The sequence below is a fragment of the Neiella marina genome (assembly GCF_002165625.1).
In the GTDB taxonomy this organism is placed as follows: Bacteria; Pseudomonadota; Gammaproteobacteria; order Enterobacterales; family Neiellaceae; genus Neiella; species Neiella marina.
In genome coordinates, this window is the sequence record NZ_NGNS01000001.1 from 158,011 (window position 1) to 174,372 (window position 16,362).

Below are 16,362 nucleotides of genomic sequence, written 5' to 3' on the forward strand. Positions count from 1 at the left end.
CTCCGCAAAAGACACAAAATAGCGAACTGTGTTGAAAGTCCAAGCAAAAGCGCTTGTTTTTTTGGGTGAGACTAACAGTATAATCAAGCTTAACAATAGCATTACAATGGATTTGCATTCGTGAAACTTGAGCGCTTTTGGAAACGTAGCCAACCTCCCCTTATTGGCTTAGATATCGGTTCCCATTCCGCCAAAGCTGTACTGTTGAGCAAAAACACAGACGGCTGGGTGCTCGAAAATGCATCCCAAGTTGCCATTCCCCCAGGTGCTGTAGAAGAACACGAGATTAAAGATTTTGAAGCTGTTGGTACCGCCCTCAGGCCACTACTAACTCGACTCGGTAAGAAGAACAACCTCGTCGCAGCAGCAGTTGCCGGCTCATCGGTGATTACTAAGATTATTTATGTCGATAGTGGCGGCACCGAAGCCGACCTCGAAGCGCAAGTTCAAATTGAAGCCGATCATCTCATTCCCTTCCCTCTCGATGAAGTCAGCCTCGACTTTGAGGTCATAGGTATCAACAGTACCGACAGTAGCCGCAAGGATATCTTACTCAGCGCTTGTCGAACCGAGCATGTTGAATCTCGGGTTGCGGCATTAGAAACAGCAGGTTATACCCCTAAAGTGATGGACATTGAGGCCTTTGCTCTGGGGCGAACCTTGTCGGTAATGCAAAGCCAGCTTGCCGAGGACATGGTCAATAACACAGTAGCAATGGTCGATATTGGCGCCAACATGATGTTGTTTAGCATCGTTAGCAATGGCGAAACCATTTATAGTCGCGAGCAACCTTTTGGCGGCGAGCAATTTAATCAAGCTGTGACAGGCTATTACGGCATGGAACCCAATACCGTTGAGGAAGCCAAGTTGGCTGGGACCTTACCCGCTAACTACGATTTTGAGGTGCTGGCACCATTTCAAAGCCAGATGGCACAACAGATTCGCCGCAATATTCAGATCTTCTCAACGTCCAGCGGTATCAGTGAAATCGACGCGCTGATTGTCAGTGGCGGCAGCGCCACGCTGCCTGGCACAGTCGAATTGCTCCGCCAGGAACTACAGATCGACGCAATCCTCGCAAACCCATTCGTTGATATGACGATTGCCGATTCGCTCGACCGACAAAAACTGCTTGAGACAGCTCATCAATATGCCATCGCATGTGGTTTAGCCATGAGGGAGCATAGCGAATGAGTCGCATTAACCTGCTGCCTTGGCGTGAAGAAGCCAAGCAAAAACAACAACAAGAATACCTAACCATGTTGCTTGCTGCCGCCATTGCCGCAGCGTTGATTATGTTTGCGGTATCGTCTTTTTACGGCAGTAAAATCGCCACGCAACAAGCTCGCAATAACTACTTGAAACAAGAAACAGCGATTCTGGATAAGAAGATTCAAGAGCTCAATGATCTTAAGCAACGGAAAAAAGACTTAGAGCAGCGCTTGAAGCTAGTTCAAGAACTGCAACTCAGCCGCAATTTACTCACTCAATTGTTTAACGCCATGGCCGACATTATTCCGGCGGGTGTTTACTTAACTCGCGTTGAAAAGACCGGCCGGTTGCTGAAAATCGAAGGCATTAGCGAGTCCAACAACCGACTAGCCAACCTGGTTCGCAATATCGATGGTCTGGCCTGGTTGCAAAGCCCGAGCATACAAACCATCGAAGTTGACGAAATCAGGCCGAAGTTGCTGAGCAAATTTGTCATGACGGTGCAAATTGTCGAGCAAGAGCTGGTTTCTTCTGAGCAGGGAGGCAAAGCTGATGGCAATTGATTGGCGTGCAGAGCTTGAGCAACTAAAACAAGTCGATCTCGATTTAGAGAACATGGGCAGCTGGCCGTTGTTGGTGAAGCTGGTATTTGCCGTCATGTGCTCTGTATTCGCAGCATTTTTGGTGTATTACTTTGTCATTAGCGATCAACTCGACACCTTGGAACATGAACGCAACGTCGAAGTAGAGCTGCGGCAAAAATATCAGTTGAAATACGGTATCGCAGTCAATGTTGAAATCTATCGCTCGCAATTGGCAGAAATTGAAGAACAATTTCAGTCAATGCTCAAGCAGCTGCCGACTCGCCATGAAACAGCGGCATTGCTTGACGACATGACATACGTTGGCACTGCAAATGGCTTGCGCTTCGATAAATTAGAGTGGCAACCCGAGCAACAGCAAGAGTTTTATATTGAATTACCCATGCAACTAGAGGCGGCCGGTCAGTATCATCAGCTCGGCCAATTTGTCAGTGATGTTGCCAGTTTACCTCGAATCATTAGCCTGCATGACTTCGAGCTGCAAGCTGATCCAGATTCTGACAAAGAACTGCTAAAAATGAGCGTGCAAGCCCGCACCTACCGCTACAAAGAAGCGGAGGAACAGCAATGAAACGCTTGTTGATGATCGTAGCGGTTTGTTTTATTGGTGGATGTGCCGATGACTTGGCTGACGTTAAGCAGTTCGTCAAGAATACCCAGGAAGCCTACCGACCGAAGCCCGAGCCATTGCCAGAAGTACCGGACTTTACTCATATTCCTTATACCGCCAAGGTAGTTCGCAGCCCGTTTGTCGAGCCTGTGCCAGAATTGATCGAAGTGCAGGTGGCGCAACGCAAAGACTGCTTAACGCCGCGAATCGATCGACCTCGACACCCATTGGAGTCTTTTGCCTTGGATGACATTACCATGCGCGGCACCATGGGGGCAGGTAGTGATATCCTTGGCTTAGTGCAAGCCAATGGTGGCAAAGTTTATCAAATCCAAGTTAACGACTATATGGGCTTGTTTCATGGTAGGGTCGTCGCTGTTTCCAATGGTCAGATTTTGATTGAAGAAATGGTTCCAGAAGGTGACGGCTGCTGGGAAAAACGCATGAATAAATTAGAATTAATCTCCGGCTGAGAACGGAGAAAGTGATGGGAGCAAGACTCGTGTTTATTCGACAGATATGGCGCATTCTTTCAGTAGTGGCATTGCTGCCAACAATGGTCTTGGCCAGTCAACCACAACTTGTAGACGTTCGTTACAATAATTTAGTCAATGACCAGTTTGAGCTCGAACTGGTTTTCGACCAGCCTTTTTTACCGCCGCAAACCACAGTAGCGCAGCTACCAGAGCAAGTTATTGTGACCTTTCCTGAGAGTGTCTCAGCAATGACTCTGTCTAGCATTCCGGTTGGCGAAAAAGGGGTTCAGCGAGTCAACTTCTTTCAAACTTCGGAAGGTTTGGCGGTTCACACCGTCATGGAGCGACTACGACCATATGCTGGTCGCATTCAGGGCAATAGCTATGTTCTCAGTCTCGGCAATGTCGACGGAGCAGACAGTGACGATCTGCCGGACTACCTCAACGAAATAACAGCGATTGATTTTCGCCGCACAGAAGCTGGCGGTGGTGATGTATTAATTTTCTTAGCGCGTAATTCAGTGGCTGCCGATGTTGTCCAACAAGGCGACAAAGTGGTCGTCAGTTTCTTTGATGTCAATATCGTCGAGGCGCTGGTAGCGCTACTTGATGTCACCGATTTTGCCACCATAGTCGACACCATAGACGTTCAGCAACAACAGCAAAAAGTGACCTTAACCGTTGCTGCTAACAGCAATTACAGTTTTCATCATCAGCAGGTCGATAACTTATTCACGCTCAGTTTAGAACCGATTCCCGAAGCTGAAATAGCCAAACAGTCAAAATACTCAGGCAAGCCAATTTCGCTCAACTTTCAAGATATTCCAGTGCGAACCGTGTTGCAGATCATCGCCGACCACAATGGCTTTAATTTGGTAACAACCGATACCATCAGCGGCAACATGACATTGCGGTTGGATGGGGTACCTTGGGATCAAGCATTGGATATGATTCTCAAGATCCGTGGCTTGGGTAAACGAATGGAGGGCAATATCCTGCTGGTTGCTCCGGCAGATGAGTTAGCAATCCGCGAGGCACAAGAATTACGAGCTCAACAAGAGGTTGAAAACTTGGCCCCTCTGTTTTCTGAATATGTTCAGATCAATTACGCCAAAGCAGATGATATTGCTGAGCTACTCAAGAATGATGAAGCCAATATGCTCTCAGAGCGTGGCTCTGTCACCGTCGATGAGCGAACCAACACTTTACTGATTCGCGATACTGCAGAGCAATTAGAAGAGGTTCGGCGGTTGATCGCGGTTCTCGACCGTCCCGTCAAACAAGTATTGATTGAATCTCGGGTGGTCAATGTTCGCGATAGCGTCGGCGAGGAACTTGGTGTTCGTTGGGGCATTACCAATACCTTCGACGCGGGCTCTGGTAATGGCGCCACATCCGGCACAATTGAAGGTGCCAATGACGCCAACAATGGCGTTGTGCCGTCGATTGCAGACCGCATGAATGTTGATTTACCAGTGGCCAATGCGGCTGGCTCTATTGCCTTCCAGGTTGCCAAACTCGCTGATGGCACAGTGATTGATCTCGAGCTGTCGGCTTTAGAAGTTGAGAACAAGGGTGAAATCATCGCCAGTCCGCGGATCACAACAGCCAACCAAAAGCCAGCTTACATTGAACAAGGTGTTGAAATCCCTTATGAAGAATCAACTTCAAGCGGAGCAACCAATATCGAATTCAAAAAAGCGGTACTGAGTTTGCGCGTGACACCGCACATTACCCCCGATAATCGCATCATTCTTGATTTGGTGATCACTCAAGATACTCAGGGCGAAGAAGTACCTACTTCTGCCGGGGGCAGAGCCGTGGCAATCGATAAGCAAGAGATCGGTACGCAAGTATTGGTCGATAATGGCGAAACCGTTGTTTTGGGTGGTATTTATCAGCAAATCAACACCAAATCTGTTTCCAAAGTACCGGTTTTGGGGGATTTACCGGCAGTTGGCTGGCTGTTCCGCAACACCAATGAATCCAACGAAAAACGAGAATTGTTGATTTTTGTGACCCCAAGAATCATTACCGAAACGCTATGATTCTTTACAAAGCCGTCAAAAAATCATATAAACATCGGTCGGAATTGCGCTGACGGAAGTTCAGCGCATTCGCTAATGATCATAATGCGCTGTTTAAGCGCTGAACTTCGCACTCTCGAGCGCACTTAATTCTGATAGACGTTCACGGTAGAAGCGAACACTTCTTGATTTACCCGTAAAGACGCAATGGCTGAAAAAAGAAATATATTCCTTGTTGGCCCAATGGGAGCCGGCAAAAGCACAATTGGTCGCCAATTGGCCCAAGAACTTCATCTGCAGTTCTTCGATTCAGATCAAGAAATCGAGAAGCGCACTGGCGCTGATATTTCTTGGGTATTCGATATCGAAGGTGAAGCAGGTTTTCGCGCTCGCGAAGAATCTGTTATCAACGATCTGACAGAGAAGCAGGGCATTGTTCTGGCGACCGGTGGTGGCTCAATTAAGAGCAAAGAAAACCGCAATCGTTTGTCAGCACGCGGCATTGTCGTGTATTTGGAAACATCGATTGACAAGCAATTTGCCCGAACTCAACGAGACAAGCGACGTCCACTTCTTGCCAACGCCGATGATCCGCGCGAAGTATTGGAAGAACTGGCCGGAGAACGCAACGATCTGTACAACGAAATCGCTGATGTAGTCGTCCAAACCGACGATCAAAGTGCCAAAGTTGTTGCTAGCCAAATCATCAAACAACTCGATCTGTAAAAGAGGTTGAATATGGAGCAGGTCACCGTCCAGCTGGATGACCGTAGTTACCCGATTTTTATAGGTTCGGGAATCATCAAGGACAGCAACTACATTGCTCCATACATTCGCGGCAAAAAAGTTGTCATTGTCACCAATGAAACGGTCGCCCCACTTTATTTGGACGCTGCCTCACAAGCTCTGACCGACTTTGAAGTCAGTGCCGTAGTGCTGCCTGATGGTGAGCAATATAAAACGCTCGAACACCTTAACAGCGTGTTTGACAAGTTATTGGCAGACAACCATGGTCGCGATACCACATTAGTGGCACTAGGCGGCGGCGTGATTGGCGATATGGCGGGGTTTGCCGCAGCTTGTTATCAGCGCGGTGTCGACTTCATTCAGATACCGACCACCTTGCTCGCTCAGGTCGATTCATCGGTGGGTGGCAAAACTGCCGTCAATCACCCTTTGGGCAAAAATATGATCGGCGCCTTTTACCAACCGCGCGCTGTCATCATTGATATCGATTGCTTACAGACCCTGCCGAAACGCGAACTATCTGCAGGCATGGCAGAAGTCATTAAATACGGCATTATTGAGGACTTTGAGTTCTTCGAATGGCTTGAGCAACACGTCGATGAGCTCATGGCACTTGAACCCACGCTGATGTCAAAAGCCATTGCCCGATGCTGCCAAATCAAGGCAGATGTAGTTGCTGCTGATGAAACAGAACGCGGCAAACGTGCACTACTCAACTTGGGACACACCTTTGGCCATGCGATTGAAGCCGAGCAAGGCTATGGCAACTGGCTGCATGGCGAGGCGGTTGGTGCAGGCATGGTTCTCGCCAGCCAGACAGCAATGCTTGAAGGCCTCGTTGACCAAGCGCAACACGATCGAATGGTGGCCTTGATCAAAGCTGCAGATTTGCCAGTTACAAAACCAGCTGAGATGGATTATGCTGCTTTTATCAAGCACATGATGCGCGATAAAAAAGTCCAAGAGGGCAAATTGCGCTTGGTGCTACCAGAAGCAATCGGTCGTGCTGGTATCTATAGTTCTGTGCCAGAATCCGTATTGCAACAGGTGATCGAAAGTCACTGAACCATACGGGCACTTTGATGGAACTTGAGCCACAAGCCACTAGTCTATTGCCATCACAGCAGCAACTCATGCTGCGCATTCAGCATTTGGCTGGCCTCGACTCCAACCTCGTTATCATTGCTGGGCGCGAAGGCGCCGGCAAGCACACCCTTGCTTCAGCCTTGGTCGAACAATACAGCGACGAATATGATCTCGCTTGGCTTGAAGTCAGCAGCAAGAGCTCTGATTCAGTAGTTCGGGCACAAGTACTCAACCAGCTATTTGCCGATACCGCTTACGATCCTGACGAACCACTTCAGCACAGTGTCAATCAAATACTTGGCGATACCGGCGGCAAGCAAATGATTGTCCTTACCCATGCCGATCGCCTCAGCAACCAGCTGTTGGTTGAACTCTGGAGTTTGGTAGAAAATAGTCGTCAGTTGCCTGCCGGTACTCATCATATCAGCGTTCTGATGTTCGCAGACCCCATCTGGGCGAACCGCGTTTCGCGCGAAATGGCAGCAATCACCGAAGCCGATCAACCTGTACTTCAAATACCGTCGCTACCACTAGAAGAACGCAAACAACTATTCTCTCAACTCCAGCAGCGACTTGGCCATAACGAACTCGAGGTCGATTTGGTCGAGCGGCAGCTTAACGACCAAGATGGCTTACCTGGCGAAATCGTCGCTTTGTGCGACGTGGCAACACCCGTTGTTGTCGATGATGACGAAACACCGGGCGACAATAGACAGCCAATGGTGGTAGCCAAGACTTGGCTGATTGCCGCTGCAGTTGGCTTGCTGCTGTTAGTAGTTATCCTTTGGTGGGCAATGTCTTCGGAACCCGAAAGCCAACAAGCAGCAAGCTTGGCAACACCAGAGCCGATGACTGAAACTGTATTGGCCACGGAACCTGATGACACCACTGTTCGAGCAAATGAAGCACAAGAGTCGAAACCAATAGCGGACAACGCCCCTTTAGAGCAACTGCCTGAACAGTTGCCGGAGGCCACTGTCACCACTGAAGTGGAAGATGAATCGGACAAACAGCGTATCGAAGTCGATGAGCAAGCACTCACTTCGATTGCAGCGAAGCAGGCGTTAGATACGCCAACTGAGCCTGCAATTGAGCAGCGCTTAGAGCCAGTTACAGAGAGCAAACAGCAAGCTGAGCCCGAGGTCGTTGAGGTCGCGCCACAACCGGTAGCGGTGCCCACACCGGAACCCGAAGCATTGGCTCCAGCTCCAGAAAGTATCCCCGCTGTTAAGTCGCAACCTTGGTGGCAACAGTTAGATGGTAAAGAATATGTCCTGCAACTCGGAGTGATGAGCAGTCAGACACGATTGGATGCTTTTGCCAAGCGCTATGGTTTAAACGATGACTTGTCTTTCCGCCAATACCTAAGCCAACGCAAAGATAACCTCGTGTATATCGGCGTATACGGCAGTTACCCTTCGGCAGCTGCTGCGCGACAAGCAATTAACGCCTTGCCATCACAGGTTCAAGCATTGAAACCTTGGCCAAAATCAGTCGCTACCATTCAACAAGAAGCAGTTGGCCCTTGAAGAGTTCTAAGCAACGCTCTTTTCTAAAGTGGGCAGGCGGCAAGTTTGCTTTGATCGAGCCTATCGTCAAGCAGTTGCCAACAGGAACTCGACTGGTAGAGCCATTTGTTGGCGCCGGCAGCGTATTTCTTAACACCAACTATGAGCACTACTGGTTAAATGATATTAATCCAGATTTGATTGATGTCTATCGGCGCTTACAGAACAGTCCAGAGCAACTCATCGAGGCAACTCGCCCATTGTTCACTGCAGCCAACAATAATGCCGATGTCTATTACCGGCTGCGCAATGAATTTAATCAAAGCAAATCCAGCTTACGGCGAGCAAGTCTGTTTATCTACTTCAATCGTCATGGCTATAACGGCCTTTGTCGTTACAATCGCTCCGGTGGTTTTAACGTGCCGTTTGGCCGCTACAAGCGCCCGTACTTTCCTGAGCAAGAAATGCAAGCCTTTGCAGCTAAGGCGCACTTAGCAAGCTTCACGTGTCTACCCTTTGAGCAGGTGTTTGCTCGCGTTGAAACCGGTGACGTCGTCTACTGCGATCCGCCGTATGCGCCACTCAGTGCTACCGCTAGCTTCACCGCATATGCTGGCAATGGCTTTAGCAGCGACGAACAACTTAAACTCGCAGAGTGCGCCGATCATTGTGCTAATGAACAAGGCTCTCCGGTACTGATTAGTAATCACGATCTGGAGTCGACTCGCTATTGGTATCAAAGTGCCAAAATCACTCAGTTGGACGTGCGCCGGAACATTAGCCGCAATGGCAACGGCAGAGGGAAAGTCAGAGAACTATTGGCTCTATATGAAATTGAAGTTAACGCAGAACCCAACTAACGACAGCTAGTAAGCCTAATACAAATAACAGGATCATAACGATACCAGCCACCACATAAGGCAGCACACTTCGTTCGGCAAAATCTTGTTGCCTTGCTGCTTCTGATTGCACACCAAACAAGGCCGCCGCAGCGCTCTTTAGATAGCGCCAGGCGTCACTTTCATGATTAGTTTTCAAACCAACGGGTGGGTTTGTCTATTCAGTTGGCTTTTTGTCGGATTGAATCCGATCGCTGCTGTTGCGTGAAATAAGTTCTAGCAGATCTAAGAAGTGGAAGCTTGTCGAGCGGCTACTACCGGTCGCCCAGCCATACCAGGAGGTAGACGGAGTCTCAGAAGCCAATGCACATTGGTTGGTTGGATGGCTGCTAGGCAGGGCATTATTGTATTCGACCCCAGCTTCACAATCGCAGCTCAATAAACCAGTCACGGCTTGAGTTTGCCCTTGATAGGCAAAACCTGCGACGGTTAGAGTGACAGCGGCTGCGCTGCCAGAAAGCCAGTATTTGAGAGCCATGATGGTCGCCTTTGTCCAATTCCATGTACAAACGGTTAACAAGTATACAAGGATGTTTCAATTGAAACAAATTGATCTGAGACAAAAAAACACCGCCAGTTGGCGGTGTTTTATATCGCATTGTAATCTTTATATTTTTTATCTTATAGATCGAAATCTACAGAGTAAGAAACAACCGCTTTAACGTCATCGTCGTCAAGGTCGGTATCGCTCATTGCGAAAGTGAAGCCGTCTTTGCTGACAGAGAAGCCGTAGTCGATGTAGTCTTCACCAGCATCATCGTCAAAGCTGAAGCTACCAACGTGCAGACCCAACTCCAAACCTTCAGCAACTTCGAAAGCTGCATCAGCAGACAGGTACAAAGCATCTTCGTATACTTCGCCGCCGTCGTCGCTGTTAACACCGTAGCTAGCGCCAACAGTCAAGAATGAGTAAGAAACAGAACCGTAAACTTCACCGAAGTCGTACTCGTTGTCGCTATCAACTTCTGATGAATCTGGGTACGCGTAGTAGATGTAACCGATATCGTATGCGAAATCGCCTACTTCACCAGCATAACCTGCATAGAAATCCAATTCGTAAGACGCGTCGTCACCGAAATCAACGTTAGATGCCCAAGTACCAACGTATACGCCAGAAGCGTGAGCATAGTCGATACCGCCTTGAACAGCTGCGCCGTCGTCAGTCTGAGTGACGCCACGCCACAAGTAGTTGCTGGTAAGGCCGATGTTGGCAGACAGACCTTCAACGGCGATAGCTGGTGCAGATAAAGTTGCGGCAACAATCGCTGAAGCGATCAGAGTCTTAGTTGCTTTCATTAGTGTGTACTCCTGGATATGTGAGTGATGTTATTCGACTTTTTAGTATGTCGTTCATATGCTGAGTCCAACAAAGCACAGCCTATGCCACACTTACAAAATTCATATTTATTAACTAGTTATGAATATCCATGCACTTTTTGTGCATACATCACCACAACCCTTTGCACCAAAATTGAACCCTGCATTAACCATATTTTCACTTTTGGTGCAAAGTGGTATTTTTGGTGCAACTATTAACATCATTGCACCACTGCAATGGTCGCCGCAATCCGCTAAACTATGGCCTCATAATTTGTGTTGATGGCTTGAGTAACTATCTAATGGCTAACGAAATTCACCCCCATATCATTGCCCCATCGATTCTTTCTGCTGATTTAGCAAGGCTGGGAGAAGATGTTAGCAACGTCCTCGCAGCGGGTGCAGACTGGGTTCACTTCGATGTAATGGACAATCATTACGTACCAAACCTGACGTTTGGTCCAGCAGTGTGCAAAGCACTTCGCGACTACGGAATTACTGCACCAATTGATGTTCATCTGATGGTGGAGCCAGTTGACGCACTTATTCCACAGTTTGCAGATGCTGGCGCTAGCTTAATTAGTTTTCATCCTGAAGCTTCGAAGCACCCTCACCGGAGCATCCAAGCGATTAAGGCAGCCGGATGCCAAGCCGGCGTGGTACTGAACCCCGGCACTCCTCTCAGCATTCTCGATTATCTTATTGATGATATTGACTTAATCTTGTTGATGTCAGTCAACCCTGGATTCGGCGGCCAGAAGTTTATCCCTGCGACAATGGATAAGATCCGTCAGGCGCGGGCCATGATTGATGCTTACGGCCTACCGATCCGGCTGCAAATTGATGGTGGCGTCAACGTCACTAACATCGGCGATATTGCCGCTGCGGGTGTCGATACCTTTGTTGCTGGTTCAGCAATCTTCGGTCAGCAAGATTATGATTTGGTGATTGCTCAAATGCGCGAGCAATTGACCCTAGCAACCGAAGCTTCGGGAGCTTAGCGCCAACAATGAAGCCAGAACAAATAAAGGGCATAGCGTTTGATTTAGATGGCACGCTGCTCGATAGCGCGCCAGATCTTGCTGCCGCAGTCAACGCTATGCTGACAGCAATGGGCGCCGATCCGGTAGCGGAAATCCAAGTGCGTCATTGGGTGGGCAATGGTATGCCGGTATTGGTGCAACGCGCAATGCAACATATTGGTGCCGATAAATCGCTATTCGAACAGGCATTCTCTTTGTTTACTCAAGCCTATGCCGATGATCCAACGTCACGTTCAACACTCTATCCCGGTGTTGCAGAGGCTTTAGTTCAGTTGCATGAATTGCGAATACCGATGGCAATTATCACCAACAAAGCCGCGCGGTTTTTGCCCGCAATACTGTCGGGATTTGCCATTGACGGCTACTTTTCTCAGGTGATCGGCGGTGACAGCTTGCCTGAAAAGAAGCCTCATCCGATGCCGCTGCAACATGTCTGCCAGCACTGGCACATTGAGCCGCGTCAGCTATTGATGGTTGGTGACTCAAAAAATGACATTGAAGCAGGAAAAGCCGCAGGTTGTATGACCCTCGGCTTGACCTACGGCTATAACTACGGCGAACATATCGGCCTCAGCAATCCAGATCAGGTTGCCGACAATTTACTTGAGCTAGTTGCGCAACTGGCTCCAACCAATCAACTCGTTTAGGTAACAAGATGTCCAAACCCATTGTGCTCAGCGGTATTCAGCCCTCTGGAAGCCTCACTATTGGTAACTACATTGGTGCAATTAACCAATGGGTGCCGATGCAAGATGAATTTGACTGCTTCTTTATGTTGGCAGATCTGCATGCCATTACGGTTCGCCAAGATCCCAAACAACTGCGCGAGCAAGTATACGATTGTTTGGCCATGTACATCGCCTGTGGATTGAATCCAGAGAAAAGCGCTATTTTTGTTCAATCCCATGTGCCCGAACATGCGCAGCTTACTTGGGTACTTAACTGCTATACCCAAATGGGTGAGTTGAGCCGGATGACTCAGTTCAAAGATAAGTCGGCGAAGAATGCGAGCAACATTAATGTTGGTTTGTATGGCTACCCAGTGTTAATGGCTGCTGACATCTTGCTTTATCAAGCCGCACAAGTACCCGTCGGTGATGATCAGAAGCAACACCTTGAGTTGACTCGCGACGTCGCAACCCGCTTTAACAATATCTACGGCGATACCTTACGCGTGCCAGAACCAATGATTCCTAAGGTTGGTGCTCGCATCATGTCGCTGCAAGAGCCAACCAAAAAAATGTCGAAATCGGATGCCAATCCGAAATCATTCATTTTGCTCAATGACACCTTGAAGCAAATCACCAAGAAGATTAAATCAGCGGTCACTGATTCTGACGAACAAGCGCGCATTTTCTTTGACACCAAGGAAAAGCCCGGCGTGTCTAATCTGTTAACACTATTATCGATTGCCACAGGTCGTACAATTGATGACTTAGTGCCTGAGTACGAAGACAAAATGTATGGCCATCTGAAAGGCGATACGGCTGACGCTATCGTTGCCATGATCGAACCTATTCAGCAAAAGTACGCCGAACTTCGTGCTGATGCTGACTATCTTCATTCAGTGATGCGCAGCGGTGCCGACCGCGCCAGCGAGCAAGCTTCTAAAACCCTTGCCGCGGTATATGACAAAGTGGGCTTTATTAAAGCGCCATAAACAGCAGCGCTGTCACATTGAATTAAGCCAGCATCATGCTGGCTTTTTTATTGCTCGATCCCAGCCCCCTTTTTTCTCCCCGCGGTTGAGATAGCCACTGAAGGGGTTGGACAATCGGCATTCAAACTGTATATTAGAACAATCTAATTTTAATATTTAAAGGTTATCTCATGACTCGAATAGTGATTATCGGAGGCGTTGCCGGCGGAGCTTCTGCCGCAGCCAGAGCAAGACGCATGAGTGAATCTGCCGACATCATCATGTTTGAACGCGGCGACTACGTGTCATTTGCCAACTGTGGTTTGCCTTATCATATTGGCGGCGACATTGAATCTCGCGATGCCCTGCTATTACAAACACCGCAAAGCTTTAAACAACGTTTCAATGTCGACGTTCGAGTGCGTAGCAATGTCGAAGCAATCAACCCATTGGCGCAAACCGTCACAGTTCGCAATCTCGATAGTAATGAATGCTACCAACAACCTTATGACAAACTGCTACTGAGTCCAGGTGCTAAGTCGATTGCGCCAGCCATTGATGGTCTCAGTAACAACCGCACATTCACCCTCCGCACCTTGCCGGATATGGATCAGATCCAAACTCTGATTGATCGTGACCAGCCGAGCCATGCCACCGTCCTAGGTGGTGGTTTTATCGGTTTGGAAGCAGCCGAAGCGTTGCGCCAACGCGGCATTGACGTTGCTCTGGTTGAGCTTGGCCCACAGGTCATGGCTAATGTTGATGCAGAAATGGCTAGCCCATTGCACCAAGAACTAGCTGATCACGGTGTCGATTTGCGTCTTGCCACGGCGCTGATGTCAGTCGAAGACAATGGCGATTCGCTGGCATTGAAGCTCTCCAACGGCGCATCACTAACCACCGAGTTACTGATCTTAGCTACAGGGGTGAAACCCGAGACAGAGCTGGCCGAGCAAGCCGGTATCGCCTTGGGCGCCAATGGTGGTATCAAAGTCAATTCTCGGATGGAAACCTCCATCACGAACATATTTGCCGCCGGCGATGCAGTCGAGCATGTCGATTTGGTGACTGGCCAGCCTGCACTTATTCCTCTGGCAGGCCCGGCTAATCGCCAAGGTCGAATTGCTGCCGATAACATGCTGGGCAGTGATAAACACTACAAGGCCACTCAAGGGACATCGGTTTGCCGGGTCTTTGACTTAACTATTGCCGCCACCGGCAGTAGCGAAAAAGCACTGCTCAAAGCCAAGCGCAAGTATGAAAAAATCTATGTTCATCCAATGAACCATGCTGGCTATTTTCCCGGTGCGACGGCGGTCAGCTTAAAACTATTATTTGAGCCCAATGATGGCGTCATTCTAGGCGCTCAAGCAGTCGGTAAAGATGGCGTTGATAAACGAATTGACGTCATCGCAATGGCCATTCGCGCCAAACTCACGGTGTTTGACCTTGAAGAGCAAGAACTCTGTTATGCACCACCTTACGGTTCAGCCAAAGACGTGGTGAATTTGGCAGGCTTTGTTGCTGCTAATTACCTTCGTGGTGAAAGTGATATTTGCCAAGTTGACGATGTGTTGGCGCCGAATCCACAACAAGTAGTATTGGATGTGCGCAACCCACCAGAGCTAATCAATACTGGAGCGATTGAAGGCGCCGTCAATATTCCGCTTGATTCATTACGTGAGCGACTCAACGAGCTTGACCGAGACAAAGAGTACTTAGTCAGCTGCATGGTTGGCTTGCGGGCTCACGTTGCCACCCGCTTACTCATCAACTCGGGCTTTAAAGCTAAGAATATGACCGGTGGGTTTAAAACCTATCAAATGGTTCTAGCAGCGAAAGCGGTGACATCATGACCGAATTCACTCCCATTAGCGCCTTATTAGGCGGCGCGTTGATCGGCCTCGGCGCAGCCTGTTTGCTGCTGATCAATGGCCGTATAGCTGGTATTAGCGGTATCGCTAGCCAGCTGCTGCGTAAACCCAACCCAGATTGGTGGTGGCGATTGGCGTTTGCTGCCGGCCTAATTACCGCACCGGTGTTATTTTTCCAACCGACTGACATGCCGGAGCTGTCGCTACATTCCAATTGGCTAGTAATTGTCGCCGGGTTGCTTGTCGGTATTGGTACCAAAATAGGTTCTGGTTGTACGTCAGGACATGGCATTTGTGGCATGGCTCGGTTATCAAAACGGTCCATCGTCGCCACGCTGGTCTTCATGACCACGGCTATCGTTGTAGTAGCGCTGCAGAAACTGGTGTAATGGATGAAAAATAACATGTTACTTTCAATCTTAAGCGCCCTTGCAAGCGGCTTGTTGTTTGGTGCTGGGCTTGTCATTTCAGGCATGATCAACCCACAGAAAGTGATCGGCTTTTTGGATATCTTCGGCCACTGGGATCCGTCACTTGCATTGGTGATGACTGGCGCGCTTGCTGTGTATACGCCGGCGTATTGGTTGCTAGTCCGTCAACGGACGAACGCCGTATTGTCAGAACAACTCCACATCCCTAATCGAACCGAAATCGATTGTCAGTTATTAATTGGCGCCATCTTGTTTGGCGTCGGCTGGGGATTGGTGGGAATTTGTCCCGGCCCAGCGTTGACCCTAATCAGTTCACTACAGCAGCCGGTATTTCTGTTCATCGCCGCGATGTTTGTTGGCTTTTGGCTAGCGCCAAAATGGATGAGTCTAATGGGTAAATCAGTTCCCTCCTAAATATTCGTTATTTTACATATGTGATTTTTTGTATATGATGCACACTCGCCAGTTGGAGGTGCATCATGGCAAAGACTCTAGACGCCAATCAAACAACGAATTGTTCGTTAGTTAATTCACTGGACGCGATCAAAGCGCTCGCCGACGCCAATCGATTAGAGCTGACTTTACTGATTGCTGATCAAGGCGAGCTTTGCGTCTGTGAACTTGTCACTGCAGTGCAACAACCGCAAGCCAAAATATCCCGCAATCTAGCGTTGCTCCGTCGCGCAGAGATCTTGGTTGACCGACGCCAAGGTAAATGGGTGCACTACCAACTCAATCACACAGCCCCAGCTTGGCTAATGCAGATGCTTGATACCCTCAAAGCAGCAGAGGCTTGCCACCTGAACGAGCTGGTTCAACGTTTAGAACAAATGGGTGACAGACCGCAACGTCTAAGTAACTGCTGCCCAAGTACTTAATTCGGAGAACAAT

19 protein-coding genes are annotated in these 16,362 nt (G+C 48.8%); 16 read left to right on the forward strand and 3 right to left on the reverse strand.

All coding sequences use genetic code 11. The annotated features are described in order from the left end of the window. Positions 1-120 precede the first annotated feature (120 nt). The 9 genes from CBE68_RS00695 (at position 121) to CBE68_RS00735 (ending at position 9,128) form a co-directional block, all read left to right on the forward strand. Positions 121-1,194 carry a pilus assembly protein PilM gene (locus tag CBE68_RS00695; protein ID WP_087504141.1) on the forward strand — a complete coding sequence of 358 codons (1,074 nt, stop codon included), beginning with the start codon at positions 121-123 and terminating at the stop codon, positions 1,192-1,194. After that, positions 1,191-1,775 carry a PilN domain-containing protein gene (locus CBE68_RS00700; protein WP_087504142.1) on the forward strand — a complete coding sequence of 195 codons (585 nt, stop codon included), beginning with the start codon at positions 1,191-1,193 and terminating at the stop codon, positions 1,773-1,775. Before CBE68_RS00695 ends, CBE68_RS00700 begins: the two co-directional genes overlap by 4 nt. Further along, positions 1,765-2,385 (forward strand): type IV pilus inner membrane component PilO, encoded by a 621-nt coding sequence (locus CBE68_RS00705; RefSeq protein ID WP_087504143.1) that lies wholly within the window; start codon positions 1,765-1,767, stop codon positions 2,383-2,385. The genes CBE68_RS00700 and CBE68_RS00705 overlap by 11 nt, the downstream gene beginning before the upstream one ends. Further along, positions 2,382-2,897, forward strand: coding sequence for a pilus assembly protein PilP (locus CBE68_RS00710; RefSeq protein WP_087504144.1), 516 nt, complete (start codon positions 2,382-2,384; stop codon positions 2,895-2,897). Before CBE68_RS00705 ends, CBE68_RS00710 begins: the two co-directional genes overlap by 4 nt. A 14-nt stretch (positions 2,898-2,911) precedes the next feature. After that, entirely contained in the window at positions 2,912-4,948 is a 2,037-nt protein-coding gene (locus CBE68_RS00715) for a type IV pilus secretin PilQ (RefSeq protein ID WP_087504145.1), read from the forward strand. Positions 4,949-5,134: 186 nt separating this feature from the next. Continuing rightward, positions 5,135-5,653, forward strand: coding sequence for a shikimate kinase AroK (gene aroK, locus CBE68_RS00720; RefSeq protein WP_087504146.1), 519 nt, complete (start codon positions 5,135-5,137; stop codon positions 5,651-5,653). Positions 5,654-5,665: 12 nt separating this feature from the next. Continuing rightward, complete coding sequence (gene aroB / locus CBE68_RS00725) at positions 5,666-6,739, forward strand: 3-dehydroquinate synthase (RefSeq protein ID WP_087504147.1); 1,074 nt, start codon at positions 5,666-5,668, stop codon at positions 6,737-6,739. 17 nt (positions 6,740-6,756) lie between these two features. Then, on the forward strand, positions 6,757-8,289 hold the full coding sequence (locus CBE68_RS00730; protein ID WP_087504148.1) for an SPOR domain-containing protein: 1,533 nt from the start codon (positions 6,757-6,759) through the stop codon (positions 8,287-8,289). After that, positions 8,286-9,128, forward strand: coding sequence for a Dam family site-specific DNA-(adenine-N6)-methyltransferase (locus CBE68_RS00735; RefSeq protein ID WP_087504149.1), 843 nt, complete (start codon positions 8,286-8,288; stop codon positions 9,126-9,128). Before CBE68_RS00730 ends, CBE68_RS00735 begins: the two co-directional genes overlap by 4 nt. Here CBE68_RS00735 and CBE68_RS00740 read toward each other — a convergent pair. The 3 genes from CBE68_RS00740 to CBE68_RS00750 all read right to left on the reverse strand — a co-directional run bounded on the left by CBE68_RS00740 (position 9,109) and on the right by CBE68_RS00750 (position 10,463). Then, positions 9,109-9,306 (reverse strand): DUF2970 domain-containing protein, encoded by a 198-nt coding sequence (locus CBE68_RS00740; RefSeq protein ID WP_087504150.1) that lies wholly within the window; start codon positions 9,304-9,306, stop codon positions 9,109-9,111. The genes CBE68_RS00735 and CBE68_RS00740 overlap by 20 nt on opposite strands. Positions 9,307-9,324: 18 nt before the next feature. Further along, the gene (locus tag CBE68_RS00745; RefSeq protein ID WP_087504151.1) at positions 9,325-9,645 is read right to left on the reverse strand and encodes a hypothetical protein; all 321 of its coding nucleotides are present in this window, start codon (positions 9,643-9,645) and stop codon (positions 9,325-9,327) included. A 143-nt stretch (positions 9,646-9,788) separates the two neighbouring features. After that, a complete protein-coding gene (locus CBE68_RS00750) occupies positions 9,789-10,463 on the reverse strand; it encodes a TorF family putative porin (RefSeq protein WP_087504152.1) in 675 nt (224 codons plus the stop codon). A gap of 335 nt (positions 10,464-10,798) precedes the next feature. Here CBE68_RS00750 and rpe point away from each other — a divergent pair, with 335 nt between their 5' ends. The 7 genes from rpe (at position 10,799) to CBE68_RS00785 (ending at position 16,349) form a co-directional block, all read left to right on the forward strand. Beyond that, positions 10,799-11,485, forward strand: coding sequence for a ribulose-phosphate 3-epimerase (gene rpe / locus CBE68_RS00755; protein WP_087504377.1), 687 nt, complete (start codon positions 10,799-10,801; stop codon positions 11,483-11,485). 8 nt (positions 11,486-11,493) lie between these two features. Further along, on the forward strand, positions 11,494-12,174 hold the full coding sequence (locus tag CBE68_RS00760) for a phosphoglycolate phosphatase (RefSeq protein WP_087504153.1): 681 nt from the start codon (positions 11,494-11,496) through the stop codon (positions 12,172-12,174). A gap of 8 nt (positions 12,175-12,182) precedes the next feature. Continuing rightward, complete coding sequence (gene trpS / locus CBE68_RS00765; RefSeq protein ID WP_087504154.1) at positions 12,183-13,187, forward strand: tryptophan--tRNA ligase; 1,005 nt, start codon at positions 12,183-12,185, stop codon at positions 13,185-13,187. A gap of 170 nt (positions 13,188-13,357) precedes the next feature. After that, positions 13,358-15,022, forward strand: coding sequence for an FAD-dependent oxidoreductase (locus CBE68_RS00770; RefSeq protein WP_087504155.1), 1,665 nt, complete (start codon positions 13,358-13,360; stop codon positions 15,020-15,022). Further along, entirely contained in the window at positions 15,019-15,429 is a 411-nt protein-coding gene (locus tag CBE68_RS00775; RefSeq protein ID WP_087504156.1) for a YeeE/YedE family protein, read from the forward strand. The genes CBE68_RS00770 and CBE68_RS00775 overlap by 4 nt, the downstream gene beginning before the upstream one ends. Before the next feature lie 15 nt (positions 15,430-15,444). Beyond that, positions 15,445-15,885, forward strand: a complete 441-nt coding sequence (locus tag CBE68_RS00780; protein ID WP_229744592.1) for a DUF6691 family protein — start codon at positions 15,445-15,447, stop codon at positions 15,883-15,885. 65 nt (positions 15,886-15,950) lie between these two features. Next, a complete protein-coding gene (locus CBE68_RS00785; protein ID WP_087504158.1) occupies positions 15,951-16,349 on the forward strand; it encodes a metalloregulator ArsR/SmtB family transcription factor in 399 nt (132 codons plus the stop codon). Positions 16,350-16,362 lie beyond the last annotated feature (13 nt).